The organism is Enterococcus sp. E5-162, assembly GCF_035725965.1.
Classification (GTDB): Bacteria; Bacillota; Bacilli; order Lactobacillales; family Enterococcaceae; genus Enterococcus_B; species Enterococcus_B lactis.
Genome location: NZ_JAPRFV010000008.1, coordinates 58,710 through 76,519, shown reverse-complemented (window position 1 = coordinate 76,519; position 17,810 = coordinate 58,710). Strand labels below are relative to the sequence as shown.

Sequence of the window (17,810 nt, the reverse complement as noted above, 5' to 3'; positions counted from 1 at the left end):
GCAATCGGTTTTTATAAAGGTTGCTGCGGTTTTTTTAAATAAGAAGGTGAAGAAAATGAAAAAGAAAACAGAGAAAAGACCTCAAACAAAAATCAGTATATTATTACAATTATTCATGGCAGTGATGTTTTTTACAGGAGCTGCAGTTTTTACATATCCATTTTTAGCTGATGCTCTCAGCAATTATTTGGACCAAAGAAGGATCGAGAATTATCAAAAACAGCTTGCACGAGAGAAAGAAGAAAAAAATGAGCAACGATTAGCGGTACAAGAAAAGAAAAATCAGGCGCTTGCTCGTACGGCAGCCATCCCAGGAATGGGTCAAGTCAAAGATCCTTTTGAACAAGCGGTTAGAGATGTCCGAAATCCAGGAAAAGAATACTACGAACAACATATGATCGGAGCAATCTATATTCCGAAAATCAATGTTAGCTTGCCTTTATTCGATGAAACAAATGATCTTTTATTAGATAGAGGAGCGACAGTTCTACAAGGTACCTCTTTTCCAATTGGAGGAGAAAGTACACATTCCGTCATTACCGCCCATAGCGGTGTTGCTGAGAAAAAATTGTTTACAGATCTTGAAAAAATGGAGAAAAATGACCGTTTCTATCTTGAAGTATATGGTCGTATGCTCGCTTATGAAGTCGTTGAGAAAATCGTTGTCCTTCCAACAAAAACAGATACATTAGCAATCAGAGAAAAACAGGATCTGGTCACACTTATTACTTGCACACCTTATACTGTGAACACCCACAGGTTACTGGTGACAGGAAAGCGAGTCCCTTTTACAGAAGAAGCCTCTTCGAAGATGGAAAAGACAAAAAGATACCATCTTTATCGATTACTTGCGCTCTTACTAGGGGTATTGTTAATACTAACTCTTTTCGGTTATTGGGGTTATCGAAAATTTAAAAGACAAAAACAACCAAAGAAAAATAACGGATGATAGACCAATTATTAAGAATAACATAATAAATTTCAGCTGCTTGGAAGAGACAAAAGCGATTAAATCGCCTATTTTCAGTTTTTTTTAACGTTTTCTAAAATGACATTTTACAGGTAAGCCAACTTGTTTCACAAAGGCTTCTTTGATATTGTAGAAGCAAGAAGAAAGATGGAGGGATTTTTTATGGCAAAAATCATGGTAGTCGAGGATGAAGAAATCATTCGACAATTGATTATGGAAGAACTTGAGAAATGGCAATTCGAAACCTTTGGAACGACCGACTTCAACCAAGTATTTTCAGACTTTGAAAGAGAAGAACCACAGCTTGTATTGCTAGACATCAATCTTCCTGTTTTGGATGGGTATTATTGGTGTCAAAAAATACGTGAAGTATCGAAAGTACCGATCATTTTTATCTCCAGCAGGAATACGAATATGGACATGATCATGGCCATGAACATGGGAGCAGATGATTTTGTGACAAAGCCTTTCCAAATCGATGTACTGATTGCCAAAATCAATGCGTTGCTTCGCCGTTCTTATAATTACACAGAATTATCCAGTGAAATGATGAGCCATAATGGTATTACGTTGAATGTCGACAACGGAAGTATGGAGATCAATGGAGAGATCATTGATTTGAGCAAAAATGAATACCGCCTGCTATTTATTTTGATGAAACACAACGGAAAGATCTTAAGCCGTGAAAAATTGCTGCGAGCACTTTGGGATGACGAGCGGTTTGTAGATGACAATACATTGACAGTGAACATCAATCGGTTACGCCGAAAAATCGAACAGGCAGGTATCCAAGGCTATATCGAAACAAAAGTAGGACAGGGATATATCGTTCCCTGAAAGGATGATCGGTTAAGATGAATTTCTTTAAATATTTGAAAGATCAGTGGACATTAATCTTGGGATGGCTGTTTTTTATTGCCTTAACGATCTTTGTGATGTGGCTAGCCCCAAATATCAAAGTGGATTTGAGCACGATTGCTTATTTAGCTTTGATTGAGGGCGTCTTTCTGATTTTTTATCTGCTAGGTGGCTACTTGAGCAAAAGAAGATGGTGGGGGAAGTTAGCTGACATACAAAAAACATCTCCTTTGCAAAATTATTTGAGTGGCGGGCGGACAGAAGAAGAAAAACTGGTGGAAGAATATATCAATCAGCTGATTCGCGAACATCAAGAAGTGATGCAATCAGCAATCAGCAATCAACAAGACCAAAAAGATTATATTGACTCATGGGTCCATGAGATCAAAGTACCACTTTCCGCTTCCAAGTTACTGGTTCGTTCGATCGAGTTCGATATTGACGATCAAAAGTATACCTTACTCGAAAATGAATTATCAAAAATCGACGAATACGTAGAGCAAGTCTTGTATTATGCAAGACTCGACAGTTTCTCGCGGGACTATCTCATCCAAGAGTATGGATTGAAAGGAATCATCCAGCCTGTGATACGCAGTCAGGCCAATTATTTTATCCAAAAAAATCTTCGCTACGAAATCATTGGTGAGGATCATACTGTTTTGACTGATGCTAAATGGGTCGCTTTTATCTTCAACCAACTGCTTAGCAATGCCATCAAATATACGCCGGATCACGGAAATATCATGGTGAGCATAAAAAAGGAAGCGCAAGGAGTCAGCCTTTCTGTTAAAGATTCAGGAATCGGTATCCCGGAGGAAGATTTGAAACGAATCTTTGATAAGGGATTTACTGGAAGAAATGGACGACTTAGTAAAACGCATTCAACAGGATTAGGCCTGTATTTGGCAAAAAATCTGGCAGAAAAATTAGGTATCCAATTGACGGCTGAATCAACTGAAGGAAAAGGGACGACAATGACTTTATTTTTCCCAATCTTAAATTTTTATAATGAAAAACGTTAGAAAATCGTTAGAAACGAAAAAAAACGCTTGTGTTGTTAACGTTTTCGCTGATAAGTTTCTTATCATGTGAAATAAAAGGAGATTGGTTATGGAAATTTTAATAGCATTAGTCCCTATGTTGGCATGGGGTAGTATTGGTTTAGTAAGTGGTAAAATTGGTGGCGATGCCAATCAACAAACACTAGGAATGACGATTGGTGCATTTCTGTTTTCTTTAGTTGTCTTTTTCGTTGTTAGTCCTGTAATCACCCCTTGGATTTTCTTGATCGGATTTTTATCTGGCTTAGCTTGGAGTGTTGGACAAAATGGACAATTCCATGGAATGAAGTACATGGGTGTTTCTGTAGGGTTACCATTGTCTACTGGTTTTCAATTAATTTTGAATACGATTGCGGGAGCCGTCTTCTTCCAAGAATGGACACAAACGAAAGATTATGTATACGGTATTATTGCTTTAGCTCTTCTTGTAAGCGGTGCGTATTTGACGGCACGACAAGATGACGAAGGAAAAATAGATACAGATAATAAAATGCTTGATTTTGGTAAGGGCTTTAGAGCATTGATCTTCTCTACGATTGGTTATGGCGTATATACGATCATTGTCAACTGGGCGAATTTGGATGCGATGTCAATTATCTTACCTCAAAGTATCGGAATGATCTTAGGCGCAAGCTTCTTTGCCTTCCGTAAAGTTAAAGTAGATCAATTTGTATGGAAAAACATGATCTGTGGATTATTATGGGGCTTAGGTAATATCTGTATGCTTCTTACAGTCAAATCCCTTGGTTTAGCTGTTGGATTCTCACTTTCACAAATGGGGATCATTATTTCTACTTTAGGTGGGATTTTCATCCTTGGCGAAAGAAAAACGAAAAAAGAGCTCATTTATGTTATTGTTGGTTGCCTTTTAGTCATTTTAGGTGGTATCCTTTTAGGGTACATGAAAACAGTTTAATCACTGTTTTCCAACCTAAAATGGGGAGGAACTTCAATGGATTTGTTTCGTAAGAAAGAGATCAATCTCAATCATACGAGTGAGATGAAAAAAGAACTAAAAACGTCTGATTTGATCATGCTTGGAATTGGCGCGATCATCGGTACGGGAATATTTGTGGTGACAGGGGTTGCGGCCAATCAAAATGCTGGTCCAGCACTGTCACTTTCATTTGTTTTAGCTGCAATCGTTGTCATTTTGTCTGGACTGAGTTTCGCAGAGTTTGCTTCGCGAGTGCCAGTGATCGGTGGGCCATATGCCTATCTGTATGTTGTCTTTGGTGAATTTGCTGCCTGGTTGACAGGGTGGTTGTTGATCGGGGAATTTTTGCTAGCAGTTTCTTCTGTGGCTTCCGGCTGGTCTGGCTATATGCAAGGTTTCTTGAAAAGCTTAGGGGCCGAACTTCCACAAGCATTAACTGGCGGGTACAATCCGGAAAATGGTACATACATTGACTTGATTGCGGTGCTCGTAGTGATATTCGTCACTTACATCGTGTCGCTTGAAGCCAAGAAAGCATTACGTTTGAATAATGTCATGGTATATGTCAAATTTGGTATCATCGCGTTGTTTATCATTGTAGGGATATTTTTCGTTAAGCCTGATAATTGGCAGCCATTCATGCCTTTTGGTTTTTCCGGTGTGCTAGATGGTGCAGCTCTTGTTTTTTTTGCTTTCTTGGGATTTGATGCTGTTGCAATGGCATCTGAGGAAGTCAAAAATCCACAAAAAGACGTACCAAGAGGGATTATTGGTTCGATACTGATCGCTACGGTCCTTTACATTATCGTGACGCTGATTTTGACAGGAATCGTTCCTTATACTGAACTAGGCGTTAATGATCCAGTGGCCTTTGCCATGAGGTATGTAGGACATGGGACAGTTGGCGCAGTGATCGCTGTAGGGGCAATCTTGACGTTGCTGACGGTGACGATCTCGATGATGTATTCACTCGCTCGTTTGTTGTTTGCTGTCAGCAAGGATGGTTTGCTGCCTAAATTTATGACAGAAATCGATCAAAAGCATCGTACACCGAAAAAAGCGACTTATGCCGCTGGTGTGGCAGCCATATTCTTTGCCGGATTTTTCCCATTGAATGTATTAGCGGAACTAACGAATATCATGGCGCTTGCCTATTTGATGCTAGTTAGTCTAGGCTTACTGAAGTTAAGAAAAATGTTTGGCAAACCAAAAGCAGGAGAATTCAAAGTGCCATTCGTTCCTATCTTGCCAATCGTCTCGATCTTGACTTGTATCGTCTTGATGCTTCGTCTGCAAACGGTGACTTGGATCGTGTTCGGTATCGTAATGGTTATTGGACTGATCATTTATTTTGGCTATGGCTATGGACACAGCAAGATGAACGAGAAATAGACTCCAATGGAGAAGTTAGAAGAAAGATAAGAAAAACGCCCACCAACAGTGTAATAAACTGTTGATGGGCGTTTGTTTTAGTAACGAACGAAAAATGGTCTATTGGGTTAAATCCAAAAGTTTTTGTTTCAGATCTTCTTCCATGTGTCCAAGTTCTACTTCTGCATGACGACGTTTTTCTTTTCCTTCTTTTTGGATACGCAAAGTTTCTTGGATCGTTTCGATCAAATCGTTTTGTGTAGTTTGCAGGGTCTCAATATCCACGATTCCGCGTTCGTTTTCTTTCGCTGTTTCGATGGCTGAGATTTTCAGCATCTCTGAATTTTTCTTCAATAAGTCGTTTGTTGTTTCAGAGACTTGGCGTTGAGCGGTCACTGCATCTTTTTGACGAAGCAAAGTCAATGCGATCACGACTTGGTTTTTCCACAGCGGAATGGCTGTAGCGATAGATGCTTGGATCTTTTCAGCTAAGGCTTGATTCGTGTTTTGAATCAAGCGGATTTGTGGGGCTTGCTGAATCGTGATCTGTCTAGCTAGGCGAAGGTCATGTGTACGTTTATCCAGACGATCTAGGAATTGTGTATAATCGTTGGCAATCTGGACATCCATCTGGTCACCAGTTTCTTCTGCTTTTTTCATTGCTTCTGGAATGATCGTTGATTGAAGTTCTTCCATTTTCAATTCTCCAGCAGCAATATAAATATTCAATGCATCAAAGTAGTCTTTGTTTTTTTGGTAAAGCTGTTCTAACATCAGATTATCTTTTAATAGTCCGTCTTTTTCTTTATCTAATTTCACTGAGATCTTGTCGATTTGTGCACCAATTTTTTGATATTTTGCTGTCACTTCATAAATCGATTGTTTGACCTTACCGAAGACACGTTGGAAGATATTTCCTTCTCCGGCACGCAGTTCGTCAGGGTTGGCTTCTTGGAGACGGTACATTAGTTCAGTCAACGAATCTCCGACTGGGCCAATATCTTGAGCTTGTACGTGATTCAACATTGATTGTGAGAACTCACTTAATTTCGCTTGAGCAGCTGAGCCATAGCTGATGACAGACTGTGCATCATTGGCATCGATTTTTGCTGCCAGCTGTTTTGCTTGTTCTTGACGTTCCGCCGGTAGTTTGTCAATTAAGCGAGCAGCTGTCTGCTGCTCTTGGAGCTGATCAATCTCCGCTTGTTGTGAAGTGGTCAGCGTATCTGTTGGGGTTGAAAACGGGTTGTTCAATAAGTCTTCAAGTGTATCGTTAACTGGTGTGACATCTTTTGTTTCAGTCGGTTTATGATCCATAAAAAATTCCTCCTTGTCGAATCTGTTCTCGATTCTTACATGAATATCTCTACTTTAGAAAAAGTACTCGAAACAACCAGACATCATCTGAATGTTCCGAGTCTTTTTTATGAACAAAAGAGTTACTCTTTTTGTTCTGGTTCATGTTTATTATCACGCTTTAAGCTTTGTTTCGCAACAGATATCTCTACGTCGATGTCGTCTAGGTCATCAGCGACGAATTTTTGATAATCTTGTGCGATCAAAGCTGACAGTTGGTCGATGATCTGCGCGCTTTCTTCTAGCTTTTCATAGGTTTGTTTGTTTTTGATCTCATGGTCATTGATCTCATTATACTTATTTGTCAAATCAACTAGATTCGGCAGATGCGTATAAAGAAACTGACTTGCTTCATGCAGTCGGTTTGGTTCTTTCACCAATTCTTTGAATAAAGCTTTTGCTGCTTTGACTGGGTCATGGCGGAGATCGATTGCTTTAAGTTTGGCTGTCTGCTGCATATTCATTTGCAATTGATTGATCTCATTTTTTGTTTGATTCATTGTTTGTCGAAAAAATGAGATTTCATTCGCTGTCATACCGTTTTTTTCATAGTGAGTTTCAAGTTCGTCAGTCAGTGCAGGAATTTCTTCTTGTTTTCCCTTTTTCCTGCGCGAACCGAAGAGCCCCCACAAAACTAAAACTACGCCTATCAATAATAGTCCTAGAACAAAAGAAAAACCATTGTTTCGGACAAAGAGAAACAGCAAGACCAGTGCTAGAAGCCACGGCCAATTTCGTTTTATCATAATAAGCCCTCCAAGTCATTTATCATTGAGTATTGAATTCTTTCCGTTATTCGATTACATTCTTATTTTAGCATACTGACTACTAGAAAGAGTATCGGACTAAAGAAGGATTTTCTATATTTAGAGAAAATCTAAGGTTTATCTATGGTAAACTAATAGGGAGTTTTCGAGAAAAATTGAAAAATGAAAAAAAAGCAGTTATGATTACAAAGAAAGCAGGAGAAGATATGCTGAACAATGAGCAATTTGAAGAAAAAACAATCAGTCGCAAAGAAATCTATAGCGGGAAAATTATCGATGTTGCTGTAGATGAAGTTCGTTTACCAGACGGAGGAACTTCGAAGAGGGAACTGGTATTTCATCCTGGCGGTGTTGGGATCATTGCTTTTGATGAACATGACCGCCTGCTCCTTGTCAAACAGTTTCGAAAGCCTTTAGAAAAAGTGATCTTGGAGATCCCAGCTGGAAAAATCGATCCAGGAGAAGGAAAAAATCCTGAAATGACTGCAGCCAGAGAATTAGAAGAAGAAACCGGCTATCGTGCGAAGTCGCTGAGCCATCTTATTTCGATGTATCTTTCACCAGGTTTTGCAAATGAAGTCCTTCATATTTATCATGCACAAGGAGTAGAGAAGGTCGAGAATCCTTTAGCTCAAGATGAAGACGAAGTACTGGAGCTGTATCATCTAACTCTTGAAGAGGCACAACAAGCGATGAAAGATCAGTTGATTTGTGATGCAAAGACGATTTATGCGATTCAATACTGGGAATTATTGACCAAAGGAAAGTAGAGGGATCGGCTTATGGCCAAAGGACCGCTTATTACGCGAAGCGAACTTCGCAAGCGACAACAAGCACAAGCAAGCGAGTCATTAAAAAAACAGCGAAAAGCAGAAACAGCTTATCAGCAAGAAGAAAAAAAGATTGCCAGCTTTTATCGTAAAGAAAGCAAAAAGAATAAACCAATCACGAAAACAAGGATCAGTGAACGAGAAAAGACGACCAAATGGAACTCTTTTTTGATGAAATCTCTTATTATTGTTATCCTAATGTTATGTGTGGTTTTTTTAGCAATCGCATTTATATAGAAAGAAGGAATTAAAAAGATGAAAATCGGTATTATCGGCGCAATGGAAGAAGAAGTAAAAATTTTGAGAGAGAACCTAAGCGAACCATTATCATGGGAACGCGCAGGCGCTTTATTTATTTCAGGTTCATTAGGTAACCACGAAGTGATCGTCGTACGTTCCGGTATAGGAAAAGTCTTAGCATCTATTACCACAAGTCTGTTGATCCAACAATACGGCGTGAACATGGTGATCAATACAGGTTCAGCTGGCGGGATCGGTGAAGGTTTACAAGTAGGCGACATTGTTATATCAGACAAAGTAGCTTACTTTGATGCAGATGCAACAGGATTTGGCTACAAACCAGGTCAATTACCAGGAATGCCTCTATATTATGAAGCAAGCACATATTTGCGCAGTGAAATGGCTAAAGCAGCAAAAGCAACGGATTTGAATGCAAAAGAAGGATTGATCGTTACAGGCGATACATTTGTCGACTCTCCAGATAAAATCAAAGAAATCTTAACGAATTTCCCTGAAGCTTTAGCTTGTGAAATGGAAGGAGCCGCTGTTGGACAGACGGCCCGTCAGTTCAATATCCCATTTTTGATCGTACGTGCAATGAGTGACACAGCAGATCACTCGGCGACACAAAGCTTTGACGAATTTATCGAAGACGCAGGCAAGCGATCAGCAGAAATGGTGATCGAATTTGTCAAACATCTCGTATAAGGAGGACTAAGATGAACGCATTGATTTCGATTGACTATACCTATGATTTTGTTGCAGAGGATGGAAAGCTGACGACTGGTGCAGCAGGTCAAGCAATTGAAAAAAAGCTGACTGCCCACACAAAAAAGTTTATGGAGCAAAAGGATTTTGTCATTTTTGCCATTGATGCACATGATCCAAAAGATTCTTTCCATCCAGAGAACCGCTTATTTCCTCCGCATAATGTGATAGGAACGAGTGGACGGGAATTGTACGGCTCTTTAAAAAATTTGTACCAAGAGCATGAGCAGCAGGAAAATGTTTATTGGATAGACAAACGGCATTATTCCGCTTTTAGTGGAACAGATCTAGACATTCGTTTGCGAGAACGTCAGATCACAGATGTTTATTTGTCCGGCGTGTGTACAGATATTTGTGTGTTGCATACAGCAGTTGATGCGTATAATCTAGGATACAAACTCCATATTTTCAAAGATGCCGTGGCAAGTTTTGATCCTGTCGGACACGAATGGGCATTGAGACATTTTGAATCCGCGTTAGGTGCAGAGATTCTATAAAAAAACAAAACTTTTTTTAAAATAAAAATCAAAAAATAATAAAAGAAGAGCGTAAAACGAATTACATTGTTTTGCGCTCTTCTTTTATTTGTTATTTTTTATCAAAAATATAATTTCAATTATAATAAATCCCTTTATTATTAACAACTAAAGTTATATTTTTCTTTTTATAAAATATCACTTATTATAATTTTGTTTTTTATTGACAGCAAAAATAAATTAGGTAATACTTTAGGTAAACGCTTTCTAACTTGTTTCAGGAGGGATGGACTTGATAAAAAAACGAATAAAATACAGTGCACTAATGATGAATATCCTCATGCTTAGTACCTCGATTTTGACTTCTGTCGTTGAAGTTGCTGCTAACGAACAGACTGTGAACGAACAAAATGCACACGTGAACAGCAAAGAAACGTCAATATTGGAGGAAGAATCAACGGCTAGTGAAGAGAAGGATGTGGAAGAAGGAAATGATCCTATGATAAAAGAATCAGAAAATGAAAAGGAAGAAAAGCAATCTGATGAAGTTCCTGAAGAGTGGAAAGGGGTAGTTTTCGGAGAAAGCACAAGTGCCAGTAGATATGCGATTGAACCATTAGAAGACGGCGTGCGGCTTTCTTCCACGAATAACGGTGGGAAATTCCAGTCAAGCGGATCAGATGGAATGACCTATTATTATCAAGCCATTCCGAAAGATACCAATTTTAGGATACGGGCGACGATTGAAATAGAATCTTGGACCTATACGAATGCTCAAGAAGGATTTGCTTTGATGGTGAGAGACACAGTGCCAAAAGATCATTTGTTTGGGCAAGCATTTTATTCGAATTCATTTGCTATACTGGGCAGTCGGATCGAATATGTCTGGGACTCGGATAGACAAGAAGTAGTCAACACGAACGGCAGTAAATATACGATGCGACTTGGATTGGGGACACGGGCAATCACAGGGATATCATCTGAAGATCCTCAAGCCGCACCTGCTCCTGGGAGTGTCTCAGTGGAAACAACGCCTTTAGAGACTTCAGCAGGGCTCTTAGAAAAAGAAGCAGGTTCTTATAATATATTCGGAAACGGTCATGGGAATCTGTTTCCGGCTACGGATTCGATTACTAAACTAGATGTAGAGATGAAAAAAACGAACACTGGTTTAGAGGCATATTATTACGATCCTGAAACAGGGGAAGAACTAGCTTCTAACATCATGTATGACTGGGAAAAGCTATATGCTTCCGATGAATCGGTTATCTATGCAGGATTTGCTGCAGCAAGGAATATGACGATCAAGGTAGAAGGAATCGAAGTGGCTTACTCAGATCCTGCGACAGATCCTCCTGGACAAGAAAGGCCCACTCGCTTGATTGATCCGATTTACACTGTGACCTCTAGTAATCATTCAGGAAACCAAGACCATACTATGTCCTTTAGAGCAAATGCTGACGGATTATTAACAATCAAAAATCAAGCAACAGGAGAGGTACTTGAGAACGCGAAAGACTTGGCAATCACTGCAAATCGGGAATTTGATTATCAGACAAAACTGATGGAAGGAACGAACGAATTTACTTTCAGTTTTACGCCAGATAAAAACTATCCGCCAGAAGAATACGTAGAGATGGCTAGTTATGAAACAAAGGAGATCCTGCATACAGTTGACTACCATAAACCTAAATACTCGACAGTTTATGTAACACCGGAAGGGTCAGATACAGGAAGCGGAAGCAGACAAAATCCGTTATCTCTGACGCAAGCATTGAGATACGCATATGCTGGGCAGACAATCGTCCTGGCTCCTGGAACTTATTCCTTTGAAAGAGGATTAACGATTCCAAAAGGAGTTAACGGGACTAGAGAAAACCCGATTCAATTGATTGCAGAGAAAAATCAAGAAAACAAGCGACCTGTACTTGATTTTAAAGGAACTGGAAATGGGATGACACTGTTTAGTCACTACTGGGTTTTACGTGGGTTTGACGTTACAAATAGTGCTGCTATGCAAAAAGGATTGCAGATTTCTGGAAACCATAATTTGATTGAAGAGATCCATGCTTATCGGAATGGAAATACAGGAATCCAAATCAGTGGTAGCTCAAATGATCCTTTCGAAGCATGGCCAGCGCATAACTTAGTCAAGAACTGTACATCTTTTGAAAATGCTGACCCGGGATTTGAAGATGCCGATGGATTTGCGGCCAAACTGACAACAGGAGAAGGGAATGTATTTGACGGTTGTATCGCTTATCATAATGCAGATGATGGTTGGGATCTTTTTGCTAAAAATGAAACAGGTTCGATCGGGAAAGTAGTCATCAAAAACTCAGTTGCTTATCGAAACGGTTGGGTACCGGGAGTTGAAGGAGAAGGGAACGGCAATGGATTCAAAATGGGTGGTTCCTCTTTATCGGGCCCTCATGAATTGATCAATAGTTTGTCTTTCGAAAATCTTGCGAAAGGAATCGATTCCAATAGTGGAACAGATATTATCGTCAATAGTAGTACAAGCTTCAACAATGGTTCCTATAATGTGGCTCTTTATACCTCTTCGGCAGGAAACACAGACTTCCATGCTTCTGGTATCTTATCTTTCCGAACAGAAAATCTTGAGATGAGAGAGCAGATCCGCCCATTGAATCAAAACGAAGATCAAATCTATCACTCGTTGAACTACTATTGGAATGAACGAGAGAAACAATCAGAAAATACTCTTGGACATACCGTATCAAAAGATTGGATCGAATCTCTAAATACACATTCGCAAGAAGGACAGCAGCCTGTTACGCGCTATGCGAATGGAAGCATCCATGTCCATGGATTGATGCAAATCAAACCGGAGAATCGTCAAACAGAAAAGGGAAGAGTAGATGGTCTTCCACTATCTGTAGGTGCTACTTTTGACGGAGAAACCTCACCGTCTTCGGAGTATCCAGAATATGCAATCGTACAAGAACCAAATCAGACAAAACCAAACGAACAAAATAATCCAATCATTATCCAAGAGGCAAATGGTGTGACGGAGAATGCAGAAGGAAATATCATCGAACTGAAGCCTTTTACAGTATCTGTGTCAACATTCACACCAAATCAAGGAACACCTGTCTTTGAAGATATGCGTTATTTCCCAGAAAAGATCCAAATCGTTGAAACACAGTCAAGTGCTTAATTTTCTAATCATACCGCTATTTTTTCAGCACCCTCAAAAGGAGAATATACGCTAGAAGTCACTTATCGTTCGGAAATATTTGATGGTGAAAAATGGGTTGCTCGTACAGAACCTGTTACCCAGCAAAAAGCGATCACAGTGCGAGAAGCTGTCAGTGTGCCACCAGGAACTGATGAACCAGAAGGGGAAAATCCAGGGAATGGATCGCCAAATGAAAAACCTTCTGATCCAGATGGGGCAGCAAAAGAAAGGGAAAAAGATGGCGCTCAAGGACTTCCACAAACGGGAGAGTCTAATAGCCCGTTGTTAGCAGTAGCTGGAGGAATTTTGTTAATCGGTGTAGCTGCTTATGTCATGAAACAGCGAAAAAAATAAACGCACTGTATCCTTTTGATAAGGTAGAACAATTAGTTGAGGAAAGTAAAAAAAGAAGGAAGTGAGACGTCCATTCGTTCCACTTCCTTCTATCATTTTTATAGATGAGATCCCACTTGCTGTGTTTGTTTGGCTGTTCTTATTACTTGATGCAGGACAGCTTTTTCGCAACCTCTGATATACGGTGTTCAAAAGCTTGCATCTGCGGTAATAATCTCAACCAAACGTAAAACATGAGGAGCTATTTTTATTTGTCTGTTCTTATTACTTGATGCAAGACAGCTTTTTCGCAACCTCTGATATACGGTGTTCAAAAGCTTGCATCTGCGGTAATAAGCCCAACCAAACGAAAAATATGAGGAGCTATTTTTGTTTGGCTGTTCTTATTACTTGATGTAGGACAGCTTTTTCACAACCCCTTACCAGATTCGCACTCTTTTTTCTGGCGCTAGATACATAGCATCTTGTTCCGTGACACCAAATGTTTCATAGAATTCGTCAAGGTTTTTGGGTTGCACATTTGCTCGTAGTTTAGCAGGAGCATGAACATCGATTTGCAGTAAAAGTTGTTGGTATTCTTTTTTTGCTTTTGTACGCCAAATCGTTGCCCAATTGACAAAGAATTCTTCGATAGAAAGATCTGATTCTGTTTTTGCTGCTTCCAATGCACAGCTTAGACCGCCTGCATCCGCAATGTTTTCTGAAACGGTTAATTTTCCGTTTACTTTTCCGTCAGCAAAAGGCAGACCATCAAATTCTTCGATCATTGCTTGTGCTTTGTTTTGGAATTGTGCAAGATCTTCTTCTGTCCACCAATTGTTCAAGTTGCCATATTCATCAAACAAAGCGCCGTTATTATCAAATGCATGGGAAATCTCATGAGCGATAACAGCTCCGATTCCCCCGTAATTAGCAGAGCTTGATTGTTCTAGACTGTAAAATGGCGCTTGAAGGATGGCTGCCGGAAAAACGATCACATTCCGGAATGGATGGTAATAAGCATTGACTGTATCAGCGCTCATTTCCCATTCTGAACGATCCACTGGTTTATTCCATTTGCTGAAACGATCTTTCAATGTGAGTTTGCTGAAAGCAAGAGTGTTTGAAAGCAAAGTACCACCTTGATCTGCAGGCACTGTTTTGAATTGGTCGAATAGTGCTGGGATCTTATCGGGGTAACCGACTTGGATACCTAAGTTATTTAATTTTATGACGGCTTTTTCTTTTGTTGCATCCCCAAGCCACTCATTTTCTTCTAGCCGTTTTTTATAAACGGCAATCATTTTTTTCACCATTTGCTCTACATCTTTTTTAGCAGCTTCGCCGAAATATTTTTTCCCGTAGTAATCACCAACGACTTGATCAAATTGACCAGAAGCAAGGTAATAAGCTGCTTTTTTCTGAGGCATTGCTTCGTCTGTTCCAGACAATACGCGAGAATAGATTCCGCTGACTTGGCGGAATTCTTCTGATAGATACCCACTAAGAGAACGTACTGTTTTAATGATCATCCAGCTTTTGAATAAGGGAAAATGAGCTTCTGTCAGGATGTCATTCAAATGATCAAAGTACACTGGATCAGTGACAATCACTTTATCTGGGGTTGTCCCAATCAAACTAGTGACAAGTTTTTTCAAGTCAAGTTTATCTGTGTATTGAATAAATGTGTCAAAAGATTGCGGATTATACATTTTGCTGTAATCTGCGTTTTCTTCTGCACTTTTTACATGAGGAGCAATCAATTTATCAAATTGCACTGCTTGTTCTGTGATTGCTTCTGCCTGACTTTTTTCTTTGCCAGCAAGCTCCAATAATTGAACTGCCATATCAAAGAAAACGCCCATTAGTTGTGCACCGTTAGGATGTTCTGGTGCATAATACGTCTTATCTGGAAGAAATAAAGAAGGCGGATAAGCAAAGAAGGCATTCGTCTGTGCATTCTTCATATCAGCATCTACATCTAGATTAAATGGCAATGGTAGTGTATCCAACAACCATTCCGGGAATTGCTCATTCAATTCGTCGAAAGACTGCAATGATTCAACTTTCTCGATTACAGGCTGAAGTGGTTGAGCATGCAACTCATTTCTTCGGTCATAATCGTTTGCCAATTGATAATAAGCAAGGAAATGTTTCATTTTTTCTGAAGATACTTTTTCTGGATGGGCAAGCAGATCGTCTGTTTCTCCCATCAAAAGTTGGTCGATTCCGTCAACTAAGTCTTGGAAACCGCCTGTAGCTGGTTTATCTGCAGGGATTTTTGCTGTTTTTTGCCATTCTTCATTGACTGCTTCATAGAAATCTTGTTTCAATCGTTCTTTGTTCATTCATCGATCGCTCCTTTTTTGTTTCGTGTGCCCATTATCTTACAAAATGAAGGAATTAACAAATAGAACATAAAAAAATTTGAAAATTCGGACAATCAAACTGATTTGTTTTTTTCAATCGTTCACTTATAATGAAAAAAAGGAGGCGATCCCAACTGAAACAAGTAGTGGATAAACCTTTCTATTTTAAAATAGATAAAAAAATCAAAAAATTAGCCAGCACCCAGCAACTACAGTCAAAAAAAAGCGAACGGCTTTTTTTAGCACTGATTTTTGAAGATCAAAGTTATGTGATCATCGATCAATCAGGACATCCGACAGAATATTCTCCAGCAGAATATACCTATCAAGAGGGCATTTCTCGTAGCCAATGGAGACTGCTCAATGAAGCACCAATCGAGTTCTCTCAATGGATCAACGGAAAAGAAGAGGTGCCTGTTTTGATCGAAGAAAAAAGGTCAGGAAAAGAACTCGTAAATTGTTGGGTGGGATTGCCAGAAGAACGTTTTTTAAGGTATAAGAAATGGGCTACTCCTTCAGGTTATCTTTGCGGGACTTATGCGGCGGCAGTTTTACTTGCCTACTATCAAGACTATCGTAAAGAGTGGATGCTTCCCCTAGAGATCCGCAAGAAAAACACGTCTAACTCGATGGCATTGACAAAGGCGTTGCGTAGCCAAATCCAACCACTAGGCCTTCCTACGATCCCTTTTCAAGTCAGTACAGGGATTTCTAGTTTTTTAAAGAAGAATGGCAATCACGAGCGTGCACGAGCAACTCTTCTAGGTTCATGGCAGCGAGCCACAAAACGTATACGTGAAGGCAAGCCTGTGATGATTGGAATCCTGAAAGTACTTGGTAGTACTTACGGCAATCATTGGGTGACGGCGTATGCTTATTTTGAAACTGAAACAGGAGAACGTTATTACAAAGTACACGACAATTGGGGGGACTACCATAAAGTTATTCCTGCCAGTTGGAGTAACGGAACAGTTTCACTTCCTTAAGAATTTGCTGAAATTAACAGAAAATCTTGGGAAAATATGTTAAACTATCGAAGAATAGAGAAGTTTTGGGGAGGACTACATGAGTAATAAGTATCAGGATGACACGTTGAAGATTTTTAGTTTGAATGGGAATCGTCCATTAGCTGAAAAAATCGCGAAAGTGTTTGGAACAGAATTAGGTAAAAGCGTCGTGAAGCAATTTAGTGATGGGGAGATTTCCATCAATATTGAAGAAAGTATCCGTGGGGATCACGTGTACATCGTTCAATCAACGAATGCACCTGTCAATGACTATTACATGGAACTGCTGATTATGATTGATGCAATGAAGCGAGCAAGTGCGAAAACGATCAATGTCGTATTGCCTTACTATGGGTATGCTAGACAAGACCGCACGGCGAAACCTCATGAACCGATCACTGCGAAATTGATTGCTAACTTGATCGAAGAAGCAGGGGCAACTCGAGTACTGACTTTAGATCTGCACACGGTTCAAGTACAAGGATTCTTTGATATTCCTGTAGATAATTTATTTACGATGCCATTGTTTGCTCATTATTACCGTCAATTAGGTCTGATGGGAGATGATATCGTAGTTGTGTCGCCAAAAAACAGCGGCGTTCAGCGTGCACGTAGTCTTTCAGAATATTTGAACAGTACATTAGCCATCGTAGACCATGCAGATGATGCTTCAACGGAGGGTGGTTATGTGATTGGTGATGTTCAAGGAAAGACATGTATCATGGTAGATGATATCTTGAACACCGGAGCAACGCTTGCACGAGCAGCAAATGTATTAAAAGAAAACGGCGCAAAAGAAGTATATGCCTGTGCGTCACATGGATTATTGTCCGATCATGCGAAAAGCATTTTAGACAATGCACCAATCAAAGATATTTGTATCACTGATTCTGTTTTCACAGAAGAAAATCGTCATCCAGAAAACTTAACGATCGTGACATGTTCAGAATTAATGGGTGAAGCGGTCAAACGCATCCATGAAAATACACCGATGAGTCCGTTATTCCGTCTGGAAGAAAAAGAATTCGAATAAGAAAAAAGACAAAAAACGAGAAGATTAATTAGCAACGAGAAGAGGGACTGTGACAAAAGTTGTGTCACAGTCTCTTTTTCCGAATAAACGGTGTTCAAAAGCCAGTTTCTCGGTATTAAGCCAAATTTATGCAAAAATGTAGAAAGCCATTTTCACAAAATTTTTCTTACTACTCGAAACTAAACGACTTTTTCACAACCTCTTGGTAAACGGTGTTCAAAAGCTTGCATCT

At 39.6% G+C, this 17,810-nt stretch carries 14 protein-coding genes and 1 pseudogene; 12 read left to right on the top strand and 3 right to left on the bottom strand.

Going from position 1 to position 17,810, the window contains the following annotated elements; genetic code table 11:
* Nucleotides 1-55: 55 nt before the first annotated feature.
* The 5 genes from OZZ83_RS09140 (at nt 56) to OZZ83_RS09120 (ending at nt 5,218) form a co-directional block, all read left to right on the top strand.
* Nucleotides 56-949: a class C sortase gene (locus OZZ83_RS09140; protein ID WP_325066053.1), complete on the top strand. Its 894-nt coding sequence runs from the start codon at nt 56-58 to the stop codon at nt 947-949.
* 183 nt (nt 950-1,132) lie between these two features.
* Nucleotides 1,133-1,807, top strand: a complete 675-nt coding sequence (sapR, locus tag OZZ83_RS09135) for a two-component system response regulator SapR (protein WP_002291233.1) — start codon at nt 1,133-1,135, stop codon at nt 1,805-1,807.
* Nucleotides 1,808-1,824: 17 nt separating this feature from the next.
* Nucleotides 1,825-2,850 carry a two-component system sensor histidine kinase SapS gene (sapS, locus tag OZZ83_RS09130; protein WP_002308195.1) on the top strand — a complete coding sequence of 342 codons (1,026 nt, stop codon included), beginning with the start codon at nt 1,825-1,827 and terminating at the stop codon, nt 2,848-2,850.
* Between the two features lie 88 nt (nt 2,851-2,938).
* On the top strand, nt 2,939-3,805 hold the full coding sequence (locus OZZ83_RS09125; protein WP_002291228.1) for a GRP family sugar transporter: 867 nt from the start codon (nt 2,939-2,941) through the stop codon (nt 3,803-3,805).
* A gap of 36 nt (nt 3,806-3,841) precedes the next feature.
* Entirely contained in the window at nt 3,842-5,218 is a 1,377-nt protein-coding gene (locus OZZ83_RS09120; protein WP_002308196.1) for an amino acid permease, read from the top strand.
* Nucleotides 5,219-5,317: 99 nt separating this feature from the next.
* On the opposite strand, the gene OZZ83_RS09115 is transcribed toward OZZ83_RS09120, so the two are convergent.
* A complete protein-coding gene (locus tag OZZ83_RS09115) occupies nt 5,318-6,514 on the bottom strand; it encodes a toxic anion resistance protein (protein WP_002308197.1) in 1,197 nt (398 codons plus the stop codon).
* A gap of 122 nt (nt 6,515-6,636) precedes the next feature.
* Nucleotides 6,637-7,299 (bottom strand): 5-bromo-4-chloroindolyl phosphate hydrolysis family protein, encoded by a 663-nt coding sequence (locus OZZ83_RS09110; RefSeq protein ID WP_002308198.1) that lies wholly within the window; start codon nt 7,297-7,299, stop codon nt 6,637-6,639.
* A 227-nt stretch (nt 7,300-7,526) separates the two neighbouring features.
* On the opposite strand from OZZ83_RS09110, the gene OZZ83_RS09105 reads away from it, so the two are divergent.
* The 5 genes and pseudogenes from OZZ83_RS09105 (at nt 7,527) to OZZ83_RS09085 (ending at nt 13,190) form a co-directional block, all read left to right on the top strand.
* Nucleotides 7,527-8,090, top strand: coding sequence for an NUDIX hydrolase (locus OZZ83_RS09105; protein ID WP_002334953.1), 564 nt, complete (start codon nt 7,527-7,529; stop codon nt 8,088-8,090).
* Nucleotides 8,091-8,102: 12 nt separating this feature from the next.
* Entirely contained in the window at nt 8,103-8,387 is a 285-nt protein-coding gene (gene macP / locus OZZ83_RS09100) for a cell wall synthase accessory phosphoprotein MacP (protein WP_002286760.1), read from the top strand.
* An 18-nt stretch (nt 8,388-8,405) separates the two neighbouring features.
* Nucleotides 8,406-9,098, top strand: a complete 693-nt coding sequence (locus OZZ83_RS09095) for a 5'-methylthioadenosine/adenosylhomocysteine nucleosidase (protein WP_002308200.1) — start codon at nt 8,406-8,408, stop codon at nt 9,096-9,098.
* An 11-nt stretch (nt 9,099-9,109) separates the two neighbouring features.
* Nucleotides 9,110-9,655 carry a cysteine hydrolase family protein gene (locus OZZ83_RS09090; RefSeq protein WP_002308201.1) on the top strand — a complete coding sequence of 182 codons (546 nt, stop codon included), beginning with the start codon at nt 9,110-9,112 and terminating at the stop codon, nt 9,653-9,655.
* Nucleotides 9,656-9,926: 271 nt separating this feature from the next.
* A pseudogene (locus OZZ83_RS09085) lies at nt 9,927-13,190 on the top strand (right-handed parallel beta-helix repeat-containing protein).
* A gap of 419 nt (nt 13,191-13,609) precedes the next feature.
* Here the strand turns inward: OZZ83_RS09085 and OZZ83_RS09080 are convergent.
* On the bottom strand, nt 13,610-15,517 hold the full coding sequence (locus OZZ83_RS09080) for a M13 family metallopeptidase (protein ID WP_047927562.1): 1,908 nt from the start codon (nt 15,515-15,517) through the stop codon (nt 13,610-13,612).
* A 131-nt stretch (nt 15,518-15,648) separates the two neighbouring features.
* Between OZZ83_RS09080 and OZZ83_RS09075 the strand changes: the two genes are divergently transcribed.
* Together OZZ83_RS09075 and OZZ83_RS09070 are read left to right on the top strand one after the other, a co-directional pair.
* A complete protein-coding gene (locus tag OZZ83_RS09075) occupies nt 15,649-16,524 on the top strand; it encodes a hypothetical protein (RefSeq protein ID WP_002308207.1) in 876 nt (291 codons plus the stop codon).
* A 79-nt stretch (nt 16,525-16,603) separates the two neighbouring features.
* Complete coding sequence (locus OZZ83_RS09070; protein WP_002308208.1) at nt 16,604-17,578, top strand: ribose-phosphate diphosphokinase; 975 nt, start codon at nt 16,604-16,606, stop codon at nt 17,576-17,578.
* The last annotated feature ends 232 nt before the right edge of the window (nt 17,579-17,810 follow it).

Bases quoted from the DNA above. Each gene is read 5' to 3' on its own strand.
- OZZ83_RS09115 (WP_002308197.1), bottom strand. From the start codon at position 6,514: ATGGATCATAAACCGACTGAAACAAAAGATGTCACACCAGTTAACGAT.
- OZZ83_RS09125 (WP_002291228.1), top strand. From the start codon at position 2,939: ATGGAAATTTTAATAGCATTAGTCCCTATGTTGGCATGGGGTAGTATT.
- OZZ83_RS09070 (WP_002308208.1), top strand. From the start codon at position 16,604: ATGAGTAATAAGTATCAGGATGACACGTTGAAGATTTTTAGTTTGAAT.
- OZZ83_RS09140 (WP_325066053.1), top strand. From the start codon at position 56: ATGAAAAAGAAAACAGAGAAAAGACCTCAAACAAAAATCAGTATATTA.
- OZZ83_RS09105 (WP_002334953.1), top strand. From the start codon at position 7,527: ATGCTGAACAATGAGCAATTTGAAGAAAAAACAATCAGTCGCAAAGAA.
- macP (WP_002286760.1), top strand. From the start codon at position 8,103: ATGGCCAAAGGACCGCTTATTACGCGAAGCGAACTTCGCAAGCGACAA.
- sapR (WP_002291233.1), top strand. From the start codon at position 1,133: ATGGCAAAAATCATGGTAGTCGAGGATGAAGAAATCATTCGACAATTG.
- OZZ83_RS09080 (WP_047927562.1), bottom strand. From the start codon at position 15,517: ATGAACAAAGAACGATTGAAACAAGATTTCTATGAAGCAGTCAATGAA.
- OZZ83_RS09095 (WP_002308200.1), top strand. From the start codon at position 8,406: ATGAAAATCGGTATTATCGGCGCAATGGAAGAAGAAGTAAAAATTTTG.
- sapS (WP_002308195.1), top strand. From the start codon at position 1,825: ATGAATTTCTTTAAATATTTGAAAGATCAGTGGACATTAATCTTGGGA.
- OZZ83_RS09120 (WP_002308196.1), top strand. From the start codon at position 3,842: ATGGATTTGTTTCGTAAGAAAGAGATCAATCTCAATCATACGAGTGAG.
- OZZ83_RS09110 (WP_002308198.1), bottom strand. From the start codon at position 7,299: ATGATAAAACGAAATTGGCCGTGGCTTCTAGCACTGGTCTTGCTGTTT.
- OZZ83_RS09075 (WP_002308207.1), top strand. From the start codon at position 15,649: ATGAAAAAAAGGAGGCGATCCCAACTGAAACAAGTAGTGGATAAACCT.
- OZZ83_RS09090 (WP_002308201.1), top strand. From the start codon at position 9,110: ATGAACGCATTGATTTCGATTGACTATACCTATGATTTTGTTGCAGAG.